General features: G+C 72.5%; 14 protein-coding genes and 1 tRNA gene. 6 read left to right on the forward strand and 9 right to left on the reverse strand.

The genetic code is table 11. The features are described 5' to 3' along the window. Positions 1–38: 38 nt before the first annotated feature. A tRNA-Arg gene (locus tag EIW28_RS10740) sits at positions 39–111 on the reverse strand. Between the two features lie 346 nt (positions 112–457). Between EIW28_RS10740 and EIW28_RS10745 the strand changes: the two genes are divergently transcribed. Then, positions 458–2,830: a ribonucleoside-diphosphate reductase subunit alpha gene (locus EIW28_RS10745; RefSeq protein WP_125247722.1), complete on the forward strand. Its 2,373-nt coding sequence runs from the start codon at positions 458–460 to the stop codon at positions 2,828–2,830. A gap of 95 nt (positions 2,831–2,925) precedes the next feature. Beyond that, entirely contained in the window at positions 2,926–3,921 is a 996-nt protein-coding gene (locus EIW28_RS10750) for a ribonucleotide-diphosphate reductase subunit beta (protein WP_125247723.1), read from the forward strand. A 108-nt stretch (positions 3,922–4,029) separates the two neighbouring features. On the opposite strand, the gene EIW28_RS10755 is transcribed toward EIW28_RS10750, so the two are convergent. The 5 genes from EIW28_RS10755 to EIW28_RS10775 form a co-directional block, all read right to left on the reverse strand. Next, positions 4,030–5,913, reverse strand: coding sequence for a protein kinase domain-containing protein (locus EIW28_RS10755; RefSeq protein ID WP_232013985.1), 1,884 nt, complete (start codon positions 5,911–5,913; stop codon positions 4,030–4,032). A 352-nt stretch (positions 5,914–6,265) separates the two neighbouring features. Beyond that, a complete protein-coding gene (locus EIW28_RS10760; RefSeq protein WP_158630366.1) occupies positions 6,266–9,685 on the reverse strand; it encodes an adenylate/guanylate cyclase domain-containing protein in 3,420 nt (1,139 codons plus the stop codon). A gap of 293 nt (positions 9,686–9,978) precedes the next feature. Then, positions 9,979–11,100: a GuaB3 family IMP dehydrogenase-related protein gene (locus tag EIW28_RS10765; protein ID WP_125247726.1), complete on the reverse strand. Its 1,122-nt coding sequence runs from the start codon at positions 11,098–11,100 to the stop codon at positions 9,979–9,981. A 24-nt stretch (positions 11,101–11,124) separates the two neighbouring features. After that, positions 11,125–12,615, reverse strand: a complete 1,491-nt coding sequence (gene guaB / locus EIW28_RS10770) for an IMP dehydrogenase (RefSeq protein WP_125248329.1) — start codon at positions 12,613–12,615, stop codon at positions 11,125–11,127. Between the two features lie 281 nt (positions 12,616–12,896). Continuing rightward, complete coding sequence (locus tag EIW28_RS10775) at positions 12,897–13,097, reverse strand: hypothetical protein (protein WP_125247727.1); 201 nt, start codon at positions 13,095–13,097, stop codon at positions 12,897–12,899. 161 nt (positions 13,098–13,258) lie between these two features. Between EIW28_RS10775 and EIW28_RS10780 the strand changes: the two genes are divergently transcribed. Both EIW28_RS10780 and EIW28_RS10785 read left to right on the forward strand, forming a co-directional pair. Further along, positions 13,259–13,627, forward strand: coding sequence for a DUF5319 family protein (locus tag EIW28_RS10780; RefSeq protein ID WP_112135072.1), 369 nt, complete (start codon positions 13,259–13,261; stop codon positions 13,625–13,627). Between the two features lies 1 nt (position 13,628). Then, positions 13,629–14,801 (forward strand): amidase, encoded by a 1,173-nt coding sequence (locus tag EIW28_RS10785; RefSeq protein WP_125247728.1) that lies wholly within the window; start codon positions 13,629–13,631, stop codon positions 14,799–14,801. A 73-nt stretch (positions 14,802–14,874) separates the two neighbouring features. Here the strand turns inward: EIW28_RS10785 and EIW28_RS24905 are convergent, their stop codons facing one another. Continuing rightward, entirely contained in the window at positions 14,875–15,495 is a 621-nt protein-coding gene (locus tag EIW28_RS24905; RefSeq protein WP_091052314.1) for a helix-turn-helix transcriptional regulator, read from the reverse strand. A 190-nt stretch (positions 15,496–15,685) separates the two neighbouring features. On the opposite strand from EIW28_RS24905, the gene EIW28_RS10795 reads away from it, so the two are divergent. Next, the gene (locus EIW28_RS10795; RefSeq protein WP_125247729.1) at positions 15,686–17,431 is read left to right on the forward strand and encodes an ABC-ATPase domain-containing protein; all 1,746 of its coding nucleotides are present in this window, start codon (positions 15,686–15,688) and stop codon (positions 17,429–17,431) included. A gap of 264 nt (positions 17,432–17,695) precedes the next feature. Here EIW28_RS10795 and groL read toward each other — a convergent pair whose 3' ends face one another. Both groL and groES read right to left on the reverse strand, forming a co-directional pair. Continuing rightward, a complete protein-coding gene (gene groL / locus EIW28_RS10800; RefSeq protein WP_125247730.1) occupies positions 17,696–19,330 on the reverse strand; it encodes a chaperonin GroEL in 1,635 nt (544 codons plus the stop codon). An 87-nt stretch (positions 19,331–19,417) separates the two neighbouring features. After that, entirely contained in the window at positions 19,418–19,717 is a 300-nt protein-coding gene (gene groES / locus EIW28_RS10805) for a co-chaperone GroES (RefSeq protein ID WP_125247731.1), read from the reverse strand. Between the two features lie 257 nt (positions 19,718–19,974). On the opposite strand from groES, the gene EIW28_RS10810 reads away from it, so the two are divergent. After that, positions 19,975–21,129, forward strand: coding sequence for a class I SAM-dependent methyltransferase (locus EIW28_RS10810; protein ID WP_197717201.1), 1,155 nt, complete (start codon positions 19,975–19,977; stop codon positions 21,127–21,129). Positions 21,130–21,145 lie beyond the last annotated feature (16 nt).

A 21,145-nucleotide genomic window follows, 5' to 3' on the forward strand; every position in this document is an offset into this window, starting at 1 on the left:
TGAACGGAAATGTGCCCTCTAGCTGGGCTGACGTAGAGTGCCCCCGGCAGGATTCGAACCTGCGACACCTGGTCCCGGAAACCAGTGCTCTATCCACTGAGCTACGGAGGCGCGCCCGCCGGAGCGGACTGCACGATGCTACCAGTCCCGGCCGCGGGGGTCGAACGCAGTTCCGCCGGTGGAGATCACACCTTCGCGCGGTCCCGCGATTCCGGCCCGCGAGGGCGGGGCGGCGGGCATAGTCTGACTCCGCCGAAACCTCCGAGCCTAGCGGACACGCTGCGGTTTCGCGCCCTGAATCACCGACGAAACACATCATCTTGGGGAGCCCCCACGGTCCGACCACAACATGTATGATTCCCCTCTGTCAGGTCGGTGCTGTCGTACTCCACTCCCACCGCGTGGGGAGGGCGGCGCCGCCGTGCCGCCAGACCGCACGTCACGAGGGGACGCAGAGATGACCGGGCTCGCCACCACGCCATCCGCCACCACCACCGCTCCGCAGCAGCGCGGACCCGAGCCAGGCCCCGCCGCCCGGATCGCCGAGCGCATCCGCGCGCACGCCGCCGGACTGCCCGACGTGGACGCCGAGAAGGTCATCGCCCAGATCGAGGCCGGCCTGTGGCCCGGCGCAACCGAGACCGCGCTGCGCGAGCGCGCCGTCGAGATCACCTCGTCGAGCGTCGCCTCCGAGCCCACCTACTCCAAGCTCGCGGCCCGGCTCCTCGCCGAGCACATCGCGGAGGAGACCGCGGGCGAGGGCGTCACCTCGTTCACCACCTCGATCGCGGCCAGCCGCGACAACGGACTCCTCGCCGACGACCTCGTCGCGTTCGTGGAGGCCAACGCGGAGGCCCTGGACGCCGTCGTCGACGACGCCGCCGACGACCGCTTCGAGTACTTCGGCCTGCGCACCGTCTACGACCGGTACCTGCTGCGCCACCCCGAGCACCGCACCGTGCTCGAGCGCCCCCAGTACTTCATGCTCCGCGTCGCGTGCGGGCTGAGCCAGTCCGTCGAGGAGGCCGCCGAACTCTACCGGCTCATGTCGGCCCTGGCGTACCTGCCCTCCTCGCCCACGCTGTTCAACTCCGGCACCCGCCGCGCCCAGCTGTCCTCGTGCTTCCTGCTCGACTCCCCCAAGGACGAGCTCGACTCGATCTACGAGCGCTACAGCCAGGTCGCGCGCCTCTCCAAGTACGCCGGCGGCATCGGCATCGCCTGGTCGCGCGTGCGCTCGCGCGGCTCGCTCATCCGCGGCACCAACGGCCACTCGAACGGCATCGTGCCGTGGCTGCGGACCCTCGACTCGTCCGTCGCCGCCGTGAACCAGGGCGGGCGCCGCAAGGGCGCCGCGTGCGTGTACCTCGCCACCTGGCACGCCGACATCGAGGAGTTCCTCGAGCTGCGCGACAACACCGGCGACGTGGAGCGCCGCACCCACAACCTCAACCTCGCCAACTGGATCCCCGACGAGTTCATGCGCCGCGTCGAGGCCGACGCCGAGTGGTCCCTGTTCGACCCCAAGGAGACCCCCGAGCTCGTGGACCTGTGGGGCGACGAGTTCGACCGGGCGTACCGCGCCGCCGAGGCCGCCGGGAAGGCCCGCAAGACGATCCCGGCCCGCGAGCTGTACGGCCGCATGATGCGGACCCTCGCCCAGACCGGCAACGGCTGGATGACCTTCTCCGACACCGCGAACCGGACCTCGAACCAGACCGCGCGCAAAGAGAACGTCATCCACCTCTCGAACCTGTGCACCGAGATCCTCGAGGTCACCAACGACTCCGAGACCGCCGTGTGCAACCTCGGCTCCGTCAACCTCGCCGAGCACTGCACGCCCGAGGGCTTCGACTTCGAGCGGCTCGAGACGACCGTGCGCAGCGCCGTCAAGTTCCTCGACCGCACCATCGACCTCGGCTTCTACCCGACCGCCGAGGCCGAGAAGGCCAACCGCAAGTGGCGCCCGGTCGGCCTGGGCTGCATGGGCCTCGCCGACGTGTTCTTCAAGCTGAAGCTCGCCTTCGACTCCGAGGAGGCGCTCGCGCTCTCGACCGCGATCGCCGAGCGGATCGCCCTGGTGGCGTTCGAGACCTCCACCGGCCTCGCCGAGCAGCTCGGGGCGCACCCGAACTTCGCCGAGACCCGCGCCGCCGAGGGCGTGCTCCACATCGACCACTACCCGAACGCGCGGATCACGCTCACCGAGCGCTGGGACGCCGTGCGCGGCCGCATCGCCGAGCACGGCCTGCGCAACTCGCTCATGATCGCGATCGCGCCGACCGCCACGATCGCGTCGATCGCCGGCTGCGCCGAGTGCATCGAGCCGGTCGTCTCCAACGTGTTCAAGCGCGAGACGCTCTCCGGCGAGTTCCTCCAGGTCAACCGCCACCTGATCGCCGAGCTCAAGGAGCGCGGCATCTGGAGCGAGCAGGTCCGCCAGGCGATCGTCGTCGCCGAGGGGTCCGTGCAGGGCATCGCCGAGATCCCGGCCGACCTCCAGGAGCGGTACCGCACCGCCTGGGAGCTCCCCCAGCGCGCCCTGATCGACCTCGCGGCGGCCCGCACGCCGTTCATCGACCAGGCCCAGTCGCTGAACCTGTTCCAGGCCAGCCCGACCATCGGCAAGCTCTCGTCGATGTACCGCTACGCGTGGCAGCAGGGCCTCAAGACCACGTACTACCTGCGCAGCCGCCCCGCGACGCGCATCAACCAGACCACCGTCAGCGCCCAGCCCGCGGCAGTGGCGCAGCCGGCCGAGCTGGAGGTCATCCCGGCCGACATCGCGTGCTCCCTGGAGAACCCGGAGAGCTGCGAGGCCTGCCAGTAGGACCCGGCGAGGGGCGGCCCGCCCGGGCCGCCCCTCCCCCATGACTTCGAACTGCCCTGCACCCCAAGCGAACCCATAAGCGAGAGGACCCGCCCATGCTGCTCGACCCGGGCATGAACCTGACCCTGCGACCGATGAAGTACCCGGACTTCTACGACCAGTACCGGGCCGCCATCAAGAACACGTGGACCGTGGAGGAGGTCGACCTCGCCTCGGACCTGACCGACCTCGCGAAGTTCACGCCGCAGGAGCAGCACCTCATCCACCGGCTCGTGGCGTTCTTCGCCACCGGCGACACGATCGTCGCGAACAACCTGGTGCTCAACCTGTACCAGCACGTCAACTCCCCCGAAGGGCGCCTCTACCTCTCGCGCCAGCTCTTCGAGGAGGCCGTGCACGTGCAGTTCTACCTGACGCTGCTCGACACGTACCTGCCCGACCCCGACGAGCGCGCCAAGGCGTTCGACGCGGTCAACAACATCCCGTCGATCAAGCGGAAGGCCGACTTCTGCTTCAAGTGGATCGACGAGGTCTTCGACATGCAGGAGCTCAAGACCGGCGAGGACCGCCGCAAGTTCCTGCTCAACCTCATCTGCTTCGCCGCGTGCATCGAGGGCCTGTTCTTCTACGGCGCCTTCGCGTACGTGTACTGGCTGCGCAGCCGCGGCCTCCTCGACGGCCTCGCGACCGGCACCAACTGGGTGTTCCGCGACGAGTCCTGCCACATGAACTTCGCGTTCAGCGTCGTCGACGTGGTCCGCCAGGAGGAGCCCGAGCTGTTCGACGAGCAGATGCGGCAGCAGGTCACCGACATGCTGGAGGAGGCCGTCGAGGCCGAGCTCCAGTTCGCCGAGGACCTCATCGGCGAGGGCATGCCGGGCATGACCGTCAAGGACATGAAGTCGTACCTGGAGTACGCCGCCGACCAGCGCCTCGTGCGCCTCGGCATGCCGAAGAAGTGGGGCTCGGAGAACCCGTTCCCGTTCATGGCGCTCCAGGACGTGCAGGAGCTGACGAACTTCTTCGAGCGCCGGCCGACCGCCTACCAAGTGGCCGTGGAGGGCAAGGTCGACCTCGACGAGGAGTTCTGATCCCGGGCCGCAGGACGTCTCCCGCCTGCGGCCGAAAGGGCCCGGTGCGCATGCACCGGGCCCTTCCTCGTCCGTTCGCGCCGCCCCGGGGCGGCGCGCTTCGCTCGGCTAGCCGGCCCTCGCGAACGTCGAACCGGTGGCCTCGGTGCCATCGCCCAGCTGCGCGACGCACAGGAACGTGCCGTCGCCGGGGAGGTGGACGTCCGTGGTCCAGTCGACCGCGTCGCTGGAGACGAGCTGCGAGAGCGGCCCGCCGTCGGCCTGGCCGTTCACGCACGCGGCCGCCACGGTGGCGTCGGCGCGGGCGGCCTCGACGTCGGCGACCCCCTCGGGGAGCGGGCCGGTCGCGTACGCCTCCCACGCGTGGGGGGCGTCGCAGTCGGCGGCGGCGAACGCGGCGTCGAAGCAGGCCGGCTCGGTGACGCAGCCGGCGCCCTCGACGGCGAGCGTGCACTCGGGGGCGTAGTCGTCGACCATGGACTGCGCGGCCAGGTCGGTCGGCTCGTCGCCGCCGCCGAAGAGCCACACGCCGCCGACGACGAGCAGGGCGAGGATGGCGAGGCCGACCGCGCCCATGCCGATGAGGCGGCCCAGGCCCGAGCCGGTGTCGCCCTCCTTCAGGCGGCGCTCGCGGCGGGTCAGGCCGGTCTCGTTGCGCGGCACGGGGACCGGCAGGCGCGAGTCGCGGTCGTTGCGGTCGTGGCCGCCGCTGCCGAAGGACTCCCAGCGGGCCGTCTCGCTCGCGAGGCCGCCCGAGGGCGTCCCGGCCGCGGCCGGGCTCACCGGGGGGCTCACGGGCGGGCTGGGGAGGCGCGCGGGGCCAGCGGGGGCGGGCGCGGCGGCGCGGCGCGGCGGCGCGGGGTTCGCGGCCTCCGGGTCCGGTCCGCGGCCGCGGCGCTTGGCCGGGGCGAGGCGGAGGGTCTGCGGCGAGTCCGGCAGGCCGCCCAGCTCGGCGTAGCCGGGCGCGGGGGCCGCGGGCTCGCGGAACTCGGTCGGCGGCGACGCGTAGGCGCCGTAGAGCCCTGGGGAGGCGGGCGAGGGCGCGTGCGGCGGCTCGTCGGTGACGCGCGGGATGATCCCGGTGGACGCCTCGGGGATGCTCGCGAGGAACTCGCGGAACTCGACCGCGGTCGGGCGCCCCTCGGGGTTGTTGATGAGCGCCGTGCGCAGCATCTCGAGCAGCAGGGGCGATATGCCGGGGATCGCCGGGATCGGCTGGTCGAACAGGGCCGCAACCTCGTTGATGTCGAGGACCCCGTCGGCGGGGAAGCGCGGCGGGTTGCCGCTGAGCATCGCGTACAGGGTGGCCGCGAGCGAGTAGACGTCGGCGCTGGGGCCGACCTCGCGCATCTGGAAGACCTCCAGGGGCGCGTAGGCGGGGGTGGCCATCATCGAGAACCGCTCGCCCGGGCGGGGGGCGGGGATGAGGCTGGAGAGCCCGAAGTCGGCGAGCACGGCGTGGCCGTGGTGGTCGATGAGGAGGTTCGCGGGCTTGATGTCGCGGTGGACGATCCCGGCCTCGTGGGCCGCGGCGAGGGCGTCGGCGATGCGGATGCCGATCTCGATCGTGCGGTGCGGCGGGATGGTCGTGTGGCGGTCGAGCAGGTCGGCGACGGACCCGCGGCAGCGCTCCATGACGACGTAGGGGTTCGCCTGGTGGGTGAGGCCGGCGGAGAGCATCTTGACGACGCACGGGTGGTCGGAGAGGCGCCCGGCGGTCTGGACCTCGTGGCGGAACCGCTCGCGGGAGGCGTCGTCGGTGAGGGGGCGGGCCTCGATCTTCACGGCGACCTCGGCGCCGTCGTCGAAGCGCGTGGCGCTGTAGACGGTCGAGTAGGCGCCGCGGTCGATCTCGCTGAAGCCGGTGAGCCGCTCGATGCCGTGGAGGAGGGCTTCGGGGTCGAATTCGGCGCGCGCCCGCGGCGGGGAGAACGTCGCGGTCGCGGAGCCCTGAGGGGAGAGCGGACCGGTTGGAGCACCGTAGGACGACATGGTGTCCACTGGAAGCAGCCTCCGTTCTCGGCAGGCGGGCCCGCCGAAATGGGTATTGCATGGTTCAGGTCGTGCGCGGTCGGCGCCGGGGTGCTCGCCGCTGGTGCGATGACCCGGGCCTGGGGGATCCGAGTCATGGGACCTTTGACGAATAACGTTACGGCAACGCGCCCTCGATTCTGTATACCCCTAGACGAAAAGCCAGCGATAACTGGCCGAACGGATGATATGTCGCTTCCCGAGGGCGAAGCCCCGGTGGCGCATAGTGAACGCATCCCCCGTGTAGCGCGCGGGAGGACGGGCATTCCGGCGGCCTCCGCGGGAGTGCCCGTCCGCCCGCCGCGTCCCCCGCTCACGCCTCCGCCGCCGTGCCGTCCGCGCCCGCGCCGAGCGGGGCGCCGAGGGGGTGCGACTCGTCGAGGTAGTGCGCGGCCCACGCCGTGGCCTCCGGATCCTCGCCGAAGGACTTCAGCGTGATCCGGGCCCACGTCGCGGCCTCGCCGGGGCGGCCGTCCTCGTCGAGCAGGCGCGCGTAGCGGGCCACGATGGCCCGGCGCGGCCGGCCCAGGGACGGCTCGTCGTAGTGGGCCGCGAGGGCCTCCAGCAGCCGCAGCGCCTCGGCGCGGTCGCCCTTGGCGGCGTGCACGTCGGCCAGGAGCGCGGTGTTCGCGGCGCGGCCGGGTTCGAGGACGTCGTCGGTGACGAGCGCGAGCGCCTCCTCGGCCGCGGCCTCCGCGGTCGCCGGGTCGCCGGCCTCGAGGGCGCAGCGGCCTCTGAGGTTGTGCGCCAGGGAGATCAGCAGCGGGTGCCCGGTCTTCGCGCCGTACTCCTCGGCCCCGGCGGCGAGGTCGAGCGCGTGGTCGAGCGCGCCGATCGAGCGGGCCGCGAGGGCCCGCACGTACTTCGCGAAGCCGCGGCCCCAGTCGTCGTCGATGCGCTCGAAGTCGCGGAAGGACTTGCGCGCCAAGGCGTCGGCGCCTTCGGGGCGGCCGAGGCCGATCTGGGCGGCGGCGCCGATGGCGCGCAGGAGTCCCACGGCGAACACGTCGCCCGAGCGCTCGCCGATGGGCATGAACACGTCCGAGAGGCGCTTGGCCTCGGTGAAGCGGCCGGCCATGAGGAGCGCGAACGCGGACACGCCGCGGACCCAGGCGCGGCCGACCAGGTCCATCTGGCGCGCGAAGGCCTTCGCGGCCTCGCGCAGGACCTCGTCGGCGCCCTCGAAGTCGCCGCGGGCCACCAGGACCCAGGCGCGGTGCTGGAGGGCCCAGGCGAGGCGCTTGTCGTCGCCGACGCCGACCGCGACGTCGTAGGCGTCGAGGAAGCGGGCCTCGGCCTCGGACAGGTGCCCGGCGAGGAAGTCGAGGAGGCCGATGCGGCACTGGGCGTCGCAGCGGGGCCCGGCCAGGCCCTCGCGGCGCGACAGCGCCAGCGCGGCCGTCCAGGCCCCGCGGGCCTCGGCGAGCTCGCCCTTGTAGCGGTGCAGGCGCCCGCGGAGCAGGAGCAGCTGCGCGACGAGCTCGGAGGCGTCCTCCGGGAAGTCGTCGCCGAACAGGCGCGGGGACGGGTGGTCGTCGTCGCCGTGCGCGTGGTCCTCGTCGGGGATGAGGCCGATGTCGATCGCGAGGCCCTCGATCTCGGCCTCGGCCTCGACGGTGCGGCCGAGGCGGGTGAGGGCCCGGCCGCGCAGGAGGCGGTCGTCGTTGGAGAGCGTCGCGATGCGCTCGACGCCGTTGAGGAGGGCGACGGCGCGCTCGGGCTCGGAGGCGTCCATGGCGCGGTCGGCCTGCTTGCGGACGGCGTCGACCGCGAGCGGGAGGACGTTCCAGACCTCGTCGATCGCCTCGATCTCGACCTCGCGGGCGAGGGTGACGGCCTGCTCGGCGTGGAAGACGACGAGGTCGTCGGCGCTCTGGCCCTCCAGCTCGGTGTCGGCGGCCCAGCGGGCGATCTCGGCGTGCGCGTGCGCGGCGTCCGCCTTCCCGATGGGCGCGTACGCGGCCTGGCGCAGCAGCGGGGTCACGAAGCGGTAGCCGCCGTAGGAGCGGCGGCGCAGCATGCGGCGGTCGAGGAGCTCCTGGAGCGCGGGGTCGAACTCGCCGGGGACCTCCTTCTCGAGCAGCTGCGTGGCCTCGGGCGGGACGGCGTCGCCGAAGATCGAGGCGGCGCGCAGGAGCGCGCGGGCCGCGGGGCTGAGGGCGTCGATGCGGGCGCCGAGGACCTGCGCGAGGTCCCGCGAGAGGACCTTGCCGGTGAGCGAGCCCGCGGCGAGGCGCCACTGGTCGCCGGTGCCGGACAGCAGGCCCTGCTCGGTGAGGAGGGTGACGAGCTCGGCGAGGTAGTACGGGTTGCCCTGGGCGAAGCCGAGGAGGCGGTCCTCGTCGGGCTTCGGGAGGCGGCCGCCGCCGAGGAACTCGCGGAGCAGGCGGGCGGCGTCGGCGCCGGCGAGCGGCGGCAGCGGGTGGACCTCGGCCTCGGAGATGCGGGTGAGCACGCCGGAGGAGCGGGTGAGCTCCGGGCGGCCGTACAGCAGGACGAGGACGGGCCCGTGGATCTTGGCGAGGGCCACGCCGAGCGCGTCGATGCCGTCGAGCGAGGCGGTGTGCAGGTCGTCGATGATGAGCACGAGCGGGCCGTGCGTCGCCATGTGCGTGAGGAGCTCTGCGACGGCCTCGGGGATCGTGTACGCGTCGGACTGCTGCCCGGTGAACCCGCCGACCCGGTCGGCCGCGCCGGGGCGGCCGTGGCCGAGGAGGCCGAGGAGCACCGTGATGTTCAGGCGGCACTCGCCGTGGTCGGGGTGGCCGTCGGCGATGCGGCGGATCTTCGCCTCGGCGGTGGCGCGGTCGTCGTCGAAGCGCAGGCCGGCGGCCTTGCGCACGAGGTCGGCGAGGGGCCCGAAGCGGCGGCCCTCGCCGTAGGGGGCGACGCGCACGGTGAGCACGCGGGCGCCGCGCTCGGTGGCGAGGGTGCGCACCTCGCGGCCGAAGCGGGTCTTGCCCATGCCGGCCTCGGCGGTGTGGATGAGCACCAGCGGCTCGCCGCGGTCGATGACGGCTTCGAGGCGGCCGGTGACGCGCCCGATCTCGGCGTCGCGGCCGATGAACGGCGCGGTGTCGCCGAGGCTGGCGCGCGTGCCGGGCTCGTCCTCCAGGCCCAGGAGCTGGAACACCTCGACGGGCTCGCGCTTGCCCTTGAGGCGCACGGGGGTGAGCCGGCGCCAGGCGGCGGCGTGCTTGGTGGCGCGCATGGTCTCCTCGCCGGCCCAGATGGTGCCGACGGAGGCGATCGCGCAGATGCGCGCGGCGGTGTTCACGGTGTCGCCGATGACGGTGTACTCGAGGTTCGCCTGCATGCCGGCGACCACGAGGCCGGAGCGCAGGCCGATGCGCAGGCCGATCGGCAGGCCCCCGCCGGACTCGGCCTTGAGGAGGCGGCGGACGCGCTTCTGCATGGCCTGGGCGGCGCGGACCGCGCGCTCGGCGTCGTCCTCGTGCGAGAGGGGGGCGCCGAACACGGCCATGATGCCGTCCCCGGTGAGCTTGTCGACGTGCCCGCCGAACTCGTTGACGGCGGAGACGCACTCGGCGAGCAGCCGGTCGGTCACGGACGAGACCCGTTCCGGGTCCAGGCTCTCCGACCAGGTCGTGAAGTCCGAGAGGTCCCCGAAGAGCACCGTGACGTAGCGCCGCTCGGTCTGCGGCGCGGTCGCCTCGGGCGACAGGGGCGCGCCGCAGTTGTGGCAGTAGCGCGCGCCCGGGACGGTGGGCACGGAACAGAACGGGCAGGTCACAGCAGCACCAACGCCGAATCGGGGTTGTGTTGTTCCCCACTCCTTGTGGGAACGGGGCCAATCTTGCGCTTCACGCTGGCAAGGATACGTGGCCTAGCTGACAGCTGCCTGTGTGCAAGTCCCGTTTCCGCCCCCGGGACCGCCCGGAGCGCCGCAAACCCCCCGTGCAGGGGACGGCGGCCTCCTCCGATATCGCCGACCGGGGCCCGAACGGGTGAACGCGCCGGGGCCCGGGCGCGGCGTGCGCGCCCGGGCCCCGGGTCGGGTCGGTGCTAGGCGGTGACCAGGCTGGCCTTCTGGAACTCCTTGACGGAGGTGTAGCCGGTCTTGGCCATGGCGCGGCGCAGGCCCCCGAAGAGGTTCTGGGAGCCGTCCGAGGAGTTCGACGGGCCGTAGAGGATGGCCTCGAGGTCGGGGACCTCGATGTCGCCGGAGTCGCCCGGGCGGAAGCGGCCGCGGGGCAGCTTCGGGTGGGACGCGGCGGAGTGCCACCAGGCGCCGGCGGCCGGGGACTCGGCCGCGTCGGCGAGGATCGAGCCGAGCATGACCGCGTCGGCGCCGCAGGCGACGGCCTTCGCGATCGCTCCCGAGTTGGTGATCTCGCCGTCGGCGATGAGGTGCACGTAGCGCCCGCCGGTCTCGTCGAGGTAGTCGCGGCGGGCCGCGGCGGCCTCGACGATCGCGGAGGCCATCGGCACGTCGATGCCGAGCACGGTGTCGGTGGTCGACCAGTCGTCGGAGCCGACCCCGACGATGACGCCCGCCGCGCCGGTGCGCATCAGGTGCATGGCGGTCTTGTAGTTCGTGGCCCCGCCGACGACGACCGGGATGTCGAGGTCCGCGATGAACTGCTTCAGGTTCAGCACGTCGCCGCCGGAGGAGACGTGCTCCGCCGAGACGATGGTGCCCTGGATGACCAGCAGGTCCACGCCGGCCTCGACCGCGAGCGGCGCGAGCTCGGCCGTGTGCTGCGGGCTGAAGCGGATCGCCGTGGTGATCCCGCCGGCGCGGACCTCCGCGATCCGCTCGGCGATGAGCTCGGGCTTCACCGGTTCGGCGTAGATCTCCTGGAGGCGCTCGATCGCGTTCTCCGCGGGCGTGTCCGCGAGCTCCTTGAGCAGCGACGTCGGGTCGACGTAGCGGCACCACAGGCCCTCGCCGTTCAGGACGCCGAGGCCGCCGAGGCGGCCCATCTCGATCACGGACGCCGGGCTCATCGTCGCGTCGGACGGGTGCGCCACGGCCGGGATCTCGAACCGGTAGGCGTCGAGCTGCCATTCGGTGGAGACATCGTCGATGTCCCTGGTGCGCCGGGTCGGCACGAGCGCCACTTCGGACAGCCGCCAGCCGCGCGCCACGATCTTGCCGGGGCCGATCTCGACCAATTCCCGCACAGTCTCTCCTCCTACCGGGCCCGACTACCGCGTGTGGTAGTTGGGCGCTTCCACGGTCATCTGGATGTCGTGCGGGTGGCTCTCCTTGAGGCCCGCAGCGGTGATCCGGACCAGACGCCCGCGTTCATGCATCCCCTCGATGGTACCGGCCCCGGTGTAGCCCATCGCGATGCGCAGACCGCCGACCAGCTGGTAGACCACCTGTGCGAGGGTCCCGCGATAGGGGACCTGGCCCTCGACGCCCTCGGGGACGAGCTTGTCGTTGGAGTCGACCGCGTCCTGGAAGTAGCGGTCCTTGGAGTAGGACTTGGCCTGGCCGCGGGACTGCATGGCGCCCAGGGAGCCCATGCCGCGGTAGGACTTGAACTGCTTGCCGTTCATGTAGATCAGCTCGCCGGGGCTCTCGGCGCAGCCGGCGAACAGCTGTCCCATCATGACCGTCGACGCGCCCGCGACGATGGCCTTGGCGATGTCGCCGGAGTACTGGATGCCGCCGTCGGCGATGACCGGGACGCCGCGCTCGCGGGCGACGCGGACGGTGTCCATGATCGCCGAGACCTGCGGCGCGCCCACGCCCGCGACGACGCGGGTGGTGCAGATCGCGCCGGGGCCGACGCCGACCTTGATGCCGTCGACGCCCGCGTCGATGAGCGCCTGGGCGGCGCCCGCGGTGACGATGTTGCCGCCGACGATGTCGACCTTGTGGCCGAAGTCCTTGGCGATGAGCGCGATCATGTCGAGCACGCCGCGGGAGTGCCCGTGCGAGGAGTCGACGACGAGGAGGTCGACCCCGGCCTCGACGAGCTGCCCGGCGCGCGCGTACTGGTCCTCGCCGACGCCGATCGCGCCGCCGACGCGCAGGCGCCCGGAGTCGTCCTTCGACGCGTTCGGGAACTCCTCGCGCTTGGCGAAGTCCTTGACGGTGATGAGGCCGCGCAGGTAGAAGTCGGCGTCGACGATCGGGAGCTTCTCGATCTTGTGGCGCTTGAGCAGTTCGAGGGCCTCCTCGTTGGAGACGCCCTCGGGCGCGGTGACCAGGTTCTCCCTGGTCATGACGCTGGCGACCTTGACGGAGTGGTCGGTCTCGAAGCGCATGTCGCGGTTGGTGATGATGCCGACGAGCTTGCCCTTCTCGTCGGTGACCGGGAGGCCGGAGATGCGGTACTTGCCGCAGAGCTTGTCGACCTGGTCGAGGGTGTCCTCCGGCGAGCACGTGACCGGGTCGGCGACCATGCCGGACTCGGAGCGCTTGACGAGGTCCACCTGCTGGGCCTGCTCCTCCGCGGGGAGGTTGCGGTGCAGGATGCCGAGGCCGCCGAGCCGGGCCATGGCGATCGCCATGCGGGCCTCGGTGACGGTGTCCATCGGCGCGGTCAGGAGCGGCACCGAGATGCGGATGTTGCGGGTGAGCTGGGAGGAGGTGTCGACCTCCGCGGGAACCACCTCGGACTCGCCGGGCAGCAGCAGCACGTCGTCATAGGTGAGGCCGAGCGGGATGGCGCCGGCCGAGCCCATGGGCACCGTGGTGCCCCCGACACGCTCGCCGGCAGCGCCTTCGAGCCCTTGAATTCCGAAATCCCCTGAGAACGCCATGGACCAATGGTAGTGCCGTAACGTGCGTCGCCCCGCGTCGCACACGTCCCCGTGGGGTGTGATTCACGGCCCGGACCAGGTCGTCCGATGACCGGACGGAACGAGCGCGGAGCGCGGGGCCGGACCGGCGGGGACCGGAGCGGCCCGGAGGCGGGGCGCCTCCGGGCCGTCATGAGTGCGTCAGGGTGCGTTCCGCAGCGGGGCTACTCGAAGAGCTCGCCCGCCTCCTCGGAGATGCTGTCGACCACGTCGCTGTCCGAGACCGCGTCCCAGGCGTCGCCCGCGACGTCGCTCACGTCCTCCCACACCTCGGTGGCGTCGATGTCGGTGACGATGTCGGCCGCGCCGTCCACCACGTCGTCGAAGATCTCCTCCACGTTCTCGCCGAAGCTGTCGTCGCTCATCTGCCGTCTCCTCGCATCCGTCGGGGTTGTCTGCGGCCCATGCTAACCAGCGGCGCACGCCGTGTCAGCACCCGATTGCGACCCTGGCACGCATCCGGGAGTCATGCGCCGCGCACCCGCGCTCACCTGGCGCCGTCGGCTCGGGGCGTTAGGCTGGAACCGTGTATGAGGAGCCTCGCGACCCGTTCGCCGACGATCCCGACCACGCGGAGGCGCTCGCGCCGTTCGAACCCGAGCTGGACGACGACGACCGCGCCGACCTCCTCGAAGACCTCCACGAACTGGAGATGTTCGAGAAGGTGCTGCAACCGCAGGGCTTCCGGGGGGTCGTCGTCGACTGCGCCGACTGCGACGAACCGCACTACTTCACCTGGGGCCTGCTCATGGCCAACCTCCGCGGCCTCCTGGAGGCCAACTGCGCGCAGGTCCACGAGCCGGCCTTCGACCCCGACCCGGCGCACTACGTGACCTGGGACTACGCCCGCGGGTTCTCGGACTGCTGGCTGAAGACGCACGGCCAGGCCGACTGAGGTGGCCGACCCGTTCATCGCCCTCGTCGACGACGCCGGCTGCCCCGGCCCGCTCGCGGGCCTGCGGCTGGCCGTCAAGGACCTGTTCGACCTCGCCGGCACGCCGACGGGCGCGGGGAACCCGCGCTGGCTGGAGACGCACGCGCCCGCGGAGGCCGACGCCGAGGCCGTCGCGCGGCTCCGCGCCGCCGGGGCGCGCGTCGTCGGCAAGACCGTCACCGACGAACTCGCGTGGAGCCTGAACGGCTCGAACGTCCACTACGGCGTCCCCGAGAACCCGGCCGCGCCCGGGCGCGTGCCCGGCGGCTCGTCCTCCGGCTCGGCCTCCGCCGTCGCACTCGGCCTGGCGGACATCGGACTCGGCACCGACACCGGCGGGTCCATCCGGGTCCCGGCGTCCTACTGCGGCCTGTTCGGGCTGCGGCCCACGCACGGGCGGGTCAGCCTCGCCGGGGCCGTGCCCCTCGCGCCCACCTTCGACACCGCCGGGGTCCTCACGCGCGACGCGCGCACGCTGCGCCTGGCCATGGAGGCGCTCCTCGACGAGCCCGAGGAGGCGCACGCGCCGATCACGCGGCTCCTCGCGCCGCGCGACATCTGGGACGAGGTCCCCGACGCGACCCGCGACGCCCTCCTGCCCGCGGTCGAATCGCTCGGCCTCGACGTGGACACGGCCCCGTTCTTCGACGACCCGCACTTCGGGCTCGAGCACGAGAGCGCCACGGGCGCGAGCGGCGTCACGCCGCTCGAGTCGGCGCGCCGGGCCTACGCCGCGCTCCAGGCGTGGGAGGCGTGGCAGGCGCACGGCGCGTGGATCGAGGCGTCCCGGCCCGAGTTCGGACCCGGCGTCAAGGCGCGCTTCGCGAACGCGTCCAAGCTCACCGGGGCCGATGTCACCGGGGCGCAGCGGGTCCGCAGCGGCGTGGTGGCGCTCGTCAGGGACCGGCTCCCCGAGGGCACCGCGCTCGCGATCCCCGCCGCGCCCGGCCCCGCGCCGCTCATCGGAGCGGAGCCGGATCGCGAGGCCATCGTGCGCTTGACGTGCATCGCAGGGCTGTCCGGGGCGCCCGGGCTGGCCCTGCCCGCCGGCGAGGTCGAGGACCTGCCGGTCGGTCTTCAGCTCGTCGCCACTCCGGGAGGCGACGAGGTCCTGCTGGCGCTCGCCGACCGCTGAAGCGGCGGCGCCGCGGACCGGGCGGCCTCCCGTCCTGCCAGGCGGGGACCCGCGTCGGTCCGGTGTGGACGGTTCAGCAGACGAGCCCCGAGCGGAACGCCTCCGCCACGGCGTGGGCCCGGTCGCGCGCGCCGAGCTTGCGGAACATGCGGCGCGCGTGGGTCTTGACGGTGTCCTCCGAGACGAACAGGTCGCGGCCGATCTCGGCGTTCGACTTGCCCTCGCTCATGCCCCGCAGGACCTGGAGCTCGCGCTCGGTCAGCTTCATCCCCTGGAGGGTCGAGCGCTGCCGGGGGACGGTCTCGGTGACGCGCTGGAGGCTCGGGGAGGCGAACATGATCGCCTGGGCGAGCGCGACCAGGAGGTCGTCCGAGTTGTTGGACGGCGTGCGGATCACGCCCCGGGCGCCCGCGGCCACCACCATCGCGGCGGTACGGGGGTCCGCCGCGCCGGACAGCAGGACCCCGGTGCGGGGCGAGCGGGCGCGGACGGTCTTGACGAACTTGACCGGGTCCGGGGCGGCGAGCGCCACGTCCACGAGCACCACGTCCACCTGGCGGCGGCCGAGCTCGAGGAACAGCTCGGGCGATCCCTCGACCGACTTGACCGCCTGCGCCAGGCCCATGCGGGTCGCGCAGGCCGAGATCTTCTGTCCGGCTTGAGGAGTCTTAACACAGACCAGTACGGTTCTCACTTTGTTCTACCTTTCGGTGCGGTAGGCCGTGCGTGTCTCTCTAGATCCAGCACGCAGGCGGTCCGCCGCCATGACGCGGATTCGCGCGAATTTTTCGAGTGACTTTTCGAGGTTTCCGGGAGGAGGCGTGGACGCTTGGTGTTCGGGTTCGCTGACGCGAAAGCCTCGACCCTGATGGGAAACTGGGGGCATGACACAGCGAAGAGGCGGACGACAGCACCGGGCCGAGTCCCGCGATTTTGGTGATCATCGTTCACATCCACCTCGCCATGACCTGTCTAACGAACTAACGGCCCTGGAAGGTACGAGTTACGGCCGATATAAATCCTTGCGTGGCAAATGGTGGACAGGTCCGGCGATTCTCGACATTTCGCAGGTGCAATCGGATCCGTTCGCGCCGCCGAGCCGCGTCGCGCTCCGCTTCGACGCCGACGCCGCCGACCTCGTGCCCGCATGGCACGCCACGCCGGAGCGGCGCCGGGCCCTCGCGGTGCTCCTCGCGAAGCGGTTCCGGAAGGCCTGCCCGACAAGGGACCTGCGGATCGACGCGGGCGGCCAGGAGATCCTGCGCCGGGCCTCGTGCGAGGTCGGCGCGGACGGCGCGGTCGTGTTCCGGCTCGGCGCGCAGCTGCCGGGGCACGGGCGGCGCATCGCCGGGCGCCAGGCCGCGCGGCTGCTGTGCGAGGACCTGCCCGACGCCGCCGACGACGCGCTCGCGGTGGGCGAGGAGGAGGCGGAGCGGTGGATGCGGCACGCCGATGACGTTGCGGCCCTGCGGGAAGCGGTTGCCGCGCAGGGGCTGGTGGCGTTCGTCGCCGACGGCGCGATGCTCGCCCGCAGGTCCGGAGTGGACGACCGGCCGCTGGAGTCCGGGGTGCCGTTCCGCTCCCCCGACGCGCTCGCGGTCGAGGTCGAGCTCCCGCACGCGGGCACGGTGCGCGGCATGGGGATCGGGCCCGGCGTCACGCTCATCGTCGGCGGAGGCTTCCACGGCAAGTCGACCCTGCTGCGGGCCCTGGAGGCCGGGGTGTGGGACCACGTGCCCGGCGACGGCAGGGAGTTCGTCGTCGCCGACCGCACCGCCGTCAAGATCCGCGCCGAGGACGGGCGGGCCGTCACCGGCGTCGACGTCCACGCCTTCGTCGACCACCTGCCGTCCGGGGACGACACGCGGCACTTCTCGACCGAGAACGCCTCCGGCTCGACCTCGCAGGCGGCCGCGGTCGTCGAGTCGCTCGAAGCGGGCGCGCGGGTGCTGCTCATCGACGAGGACACCGCCGCGACGAACCTCATGATCCGCGACGCGCGGATGCAGGAACTCGTCGCGAAGGACCGCGAGCCGCTCACGCCGCTGGTCGACCTCGTGCGGTCGATGGCCGACGACCACGGCGTCGCCGTCATGCTCGTCATGGGCGGTTCGGGCGACTACATGGACGTCGCCGACCGGGTCGTGCTCATGGACGCGTACGTGCCCGAGGACGTGACCGCGCGCGCGAAGGCCCTGGCCGCCAAGCCGACCGGGCGGAAGGTCGAGGCCGGCGGGTTCCGGATGCCGCGGGCGCGCGTGGTCGACGCGCGGTCGGTGTCGTCGGAGTCGCGCGGGAGGCAGAAGATCCGCGCGGGCGGCACCGACGGGCTGCGGTTCGGGGAGTCCGAGATCGACGTGCGGGCCGTCGAGCAGATCACCGATCCGTCGATGACCGCCGGGATCGGGCTCGCGCTCGAGGCGGCCGTGCGGCGCGGCTGGATCGACGGGCAGGCGACGGTGGCCGAGGCGCTCGACCGGCTCGACGCGGCGCTGGAGGCCGACGGGGAGGCGGAGCTGCTGCGGATCAGGGACGCGGACTTCGCGATCCCGCGCCGGTTCGAGGTGGCCGCGGCGCTCAACCGGATGCGGGAGCTGCGGGTGCGGCAGGGAGAAGAAGGGGCGGCGTAGCCGAGGGGGCGGTGCTCCCGGGCGGGGCAGGTGAACCGGCCGTTTTCCGGCGCAAAAGTGCCTTCGCGGCTCCGATCCCCAAAGGCCGCGAAGGCACTTGAACTCTATCGGTTTCCCGACAGCTCCGCGACAAACTGTCGGGATGTTGACACTTGGGGTTCTCCCGCGGGCCGCGAGCGCAGGTGGGGACGCCGGAGGGCCGCCGACGATGTCGGCGGCCCTCCTCGTGTTCGCTTGTCGCCCAGGTGCTCCGGTGGACCGGGCCTAGTGGGAGTGGCCGTGGCCGCCGTGGGAGTGCGAGTGGCCGTGGCCGGCCTCCTCCTCTTCCTCCGGCTTGTCCACGATCGTCACCTCGGTGGTGAGCGCGAGGCCCACGATCGAGGCGGCGTTGAGCAGCGCGTTGCGGGTGACCTTCACCGGGTCGAGGATGCCGGCCGAGACCAGGTCCTCGTAGACGTCGGTGGCGGCGTTCCAGCCCTCGCGCCAGCCCTTGCCGGCGACGTTGTTGACGACCACGTCGCCCGACTCGCCGGCGTTGACGGCGATGCGGCGCAGCGGCTCGGAGAGCGCGGACTCGACGATCTTGAGGCCGACGCGGGCCTCGGGGTCGTCGAGCTCGACCTTCTCCAGGACGGTGATCGCGTGGACGAGGGCGGCGCCGCCGCCGGCGACGATGCCCTCCTCGACCGCGGCCTTGGTCGCGTTGACGGCGTCCTCGATGCGGTGCTTGCGCTCCTTCAGCTCGACCTCGGTGGCCGCGCCGACCTGGATGACGGCGACGCCGCCGGAGAGCTTCGCGAGGCGCTCCTCGAGCTTCTCGCGGTCCCAGGAGGACTCGGTGGTCGAGGCCTGCTGCTTGATCTGCGCGATGCGGGCGTCCACGGCCTCCTTCTCGCCGGCGCCGTCCACGATCGTGGTGGCGTCCTTCGAGACGGTGACGCGGCGCGCGCGGCCCAGGTGCGACAGGTCGGCGGCCTTCAGGTCGAGGCCGATCTCCGAGGAGACGACCTCGGCGCCGGTGAGGGTCGCGATGTCGCCCAGGATCGCCTTGCGGCGGTCGCCGAACGCGGGGGCCTTGACGGCGCACACGCGCAGGGTGCCGCGCAGGGCGTTCACCGTCAGGGTCGCGAGGGCCTGGCCCTCGACGTCCTCGGCGATGATCAGGAGCGGCTTGGAGGTCTCGACGACCTTCTCCAGCACCGGCAGGAGCTCCTCGATCGAGGAGACCTTCGCGTTGGTGATGAGGATGTAGGGGTCCTCGAAGACCGTGGTGCGCGAGTCCTGGTCGGTGATGAAGTTCGGGGAGATGAAGCCCTTGTCGAACTGCATGCCCTCGGTGATCTCGAGCACGGTCTCCAGCGTCGAGCCGTCCTCGACGGAGATGACGCCCTCGGCGCCGACCGCGTCCATGGCCTTGGCGATGAGCTCGCCGATCTCCGGGTCCTGCGCCGAGACGGCCGCGACCTGCGCGATGTGCTCGTGGTCGGAGATCTCGATGGCCTGGCGGAGCAGCTCCTCGGACACGGCGTTCGCCGCGGCCTCGATGCCCTTGCGGATCGCGATCGGGTTGGCCCCGGCCGTGACCGCCTTGATGCCCGCGCGGCTCATCTTCTGGGCCAGCACGGTCGCGGTGGTGGTGCCGTCGCCCGCGACGTCGTTCGTCTTGGTCGCGACCTCCTTCACCAGCTGCGCGCCGAGGTTGGCGTACGGGTCGGCGAGCTCGATCTCCTTGGCGATGGTCACGCCGTCGTTGGTGATGAGCGGCGCGCCGAACGAGCGCTGGAGGACCACGTTGCGGCCCTTCGGGCCGAGCGTGACCTTGACGGTGTCGGCGAGCTGGTCGATGCCGTGCAGCAGGTTCTGCCGCGCGTCCTCGGCGAAGTTGAGAATCTTCGGCATGGTTTCCCTTCCTAGGACACGAACGGGCCCTCGCTCACGGTGCGGCCGGCAGGCCGTCCGCGGGCGGGCGAGGGCCCGACGCGTTGGCTACTGCTCGACGACCGCGAGGACGTCGCGCGAGGACAGGACCAGGTACTCCTCGCCGGCGTACTTGACCTCGGTGCCGCCGTACTTCGAGTAGATGACCACGTCGCCGACCTTGACATCGATCGGGAGGCGGTTGCCCTTGTCGTCGAAGGCGCCCGGGCCGACGGCCAGAACGGTGCCCTCCTGCGGCTTCTCCTTGGCGGTGTCGGGGATGACGAGGCCCGAGGCGGTGGTGGTCTCGGCCTCGTTCGCCTGGACAACGATGCGGTCGCCCAGCGGCTTGATGGCAGCCTTGCTCACTTGGTTTCTCCAAACCTGACGTGTTCAGTACGGTTGTCCGCCACGACAGCGCGGGTCTCGTCGTCGCGGGTGCCGAGGCACCGGCCCGTGGCTGGCACTCTCACGGAGAGAGTGCCAATGCGATCATAGCGCTTAGCAATCTCGCCTTGCGAGTGCTAAGGCAGAGGTTAGTTCGTGCAGGTCGGGGCGTCAACCGCGGGTCTGCGACGTCATATCCCGCGGCACGCGGGCGCGGCCCGTGGGGGATCATGGGTCGCGTGGAACCCAGCCTGCTCGACTCCCTCACCGCGGACCCCGGCCTCCAGCGCACCGCCGCCGAGGCCCTGGAGCGCGACGGCGACCGCGCGCCGCTCGCTCTCCGCAAGGCGGGCGTCGACCCGGCCCTCGCCGCGGCGGCGCTGACGCTCGCGGACCTCCGCCGGCACGCCCGCGGCAAGTTCGGCGACCTCGCGGAGCGGCTGTACTTCACGCGGGCGGGCCTGGAGCAGGCGACGCGGTGGCCGGTGGCGCGGCGGCGCGCGGCCCGGTTCGCGGCGGCCGCGCACGAGGTCACCGACCTGTGCTGCGGCCTGGGGACCGAGGCGCTCGCGTTCGCCGAGGCGGGGCTGGCGGTCGCGGCCGTGGACCTGAGCGACGCGACCGCGGCGTACGCGAGGGCGAACGCGGCGGCGACGGGGCTGCGGGTCGACGTGCGGGTCGGGGACGCGCTGGAGGCGCCCCTCGCGGAGGCGGTGTTCGCCGACCCGGCGCGGCGCTCGGGCGCGGGCCGGCGGTTCGACCCGGCGGACTACTCCCCGCCCCTGGACGCCCTCCTGGACCGCCTCGCCGGGGCGCGCTTCGCGGCGGTCAAGCTCGGGCCCGGCATCGGGCACGAGTGGATCCCGGCGGGGGCCGAGGCGGAGTGGGTGTCGGTGGACCGGGACGTGGTCGAGGCGTGCCTGTGGCTCGGCGACGCGGCCGAGGTGCCGCGCCGGGCGAGCCTGCTCAAGGCCGGCGAGTGGCACGAGCTGACCGGCAGCGGCGAGGAGCGGGCCGAGACCGGCGCGGTCGCGGAGTACCTGTACGAGCCGGACGGCGCGGTCATCCGGGCCGGCCTGGTGGCCGAACTGGCCCGGGACCTGGAGGCGCACACGGCGAGCGAGCGGATCGCGTACCTCTACGGCGACCGGCTGACGGCGACGCCGTTCGCGCGGGCCTGGAGGGTCGAGGAGGTCTGGCCGCTGCACCCCAAGAAGCTCAAGGCGCTCCTGGCCGAGCGCGGCATCGGCCGCCTCACGATCAAGCAGCGCGGCACCGGCCTCGACCCGGCCGCGCTCCGCAGGCAGCTCAAGCTCAACGGCGCCGGGGAGGCGACCCTGGTGGCGACCAGGATCGGCGAGTCCCACGCCGCCCTCCTCTGCTCGGAGGTCTAAGCGGTCGCGAGCGGCC

The sequence above is a fragment of the Glycomyces terrestris genome, assembly GCF_003933745.1.
GTDB lineage: Bacteria > Actinomycetota > Actinomycetes > Mycobacteriales > Micromonosporaceae > Glycomyces > Glycomyces terrestris.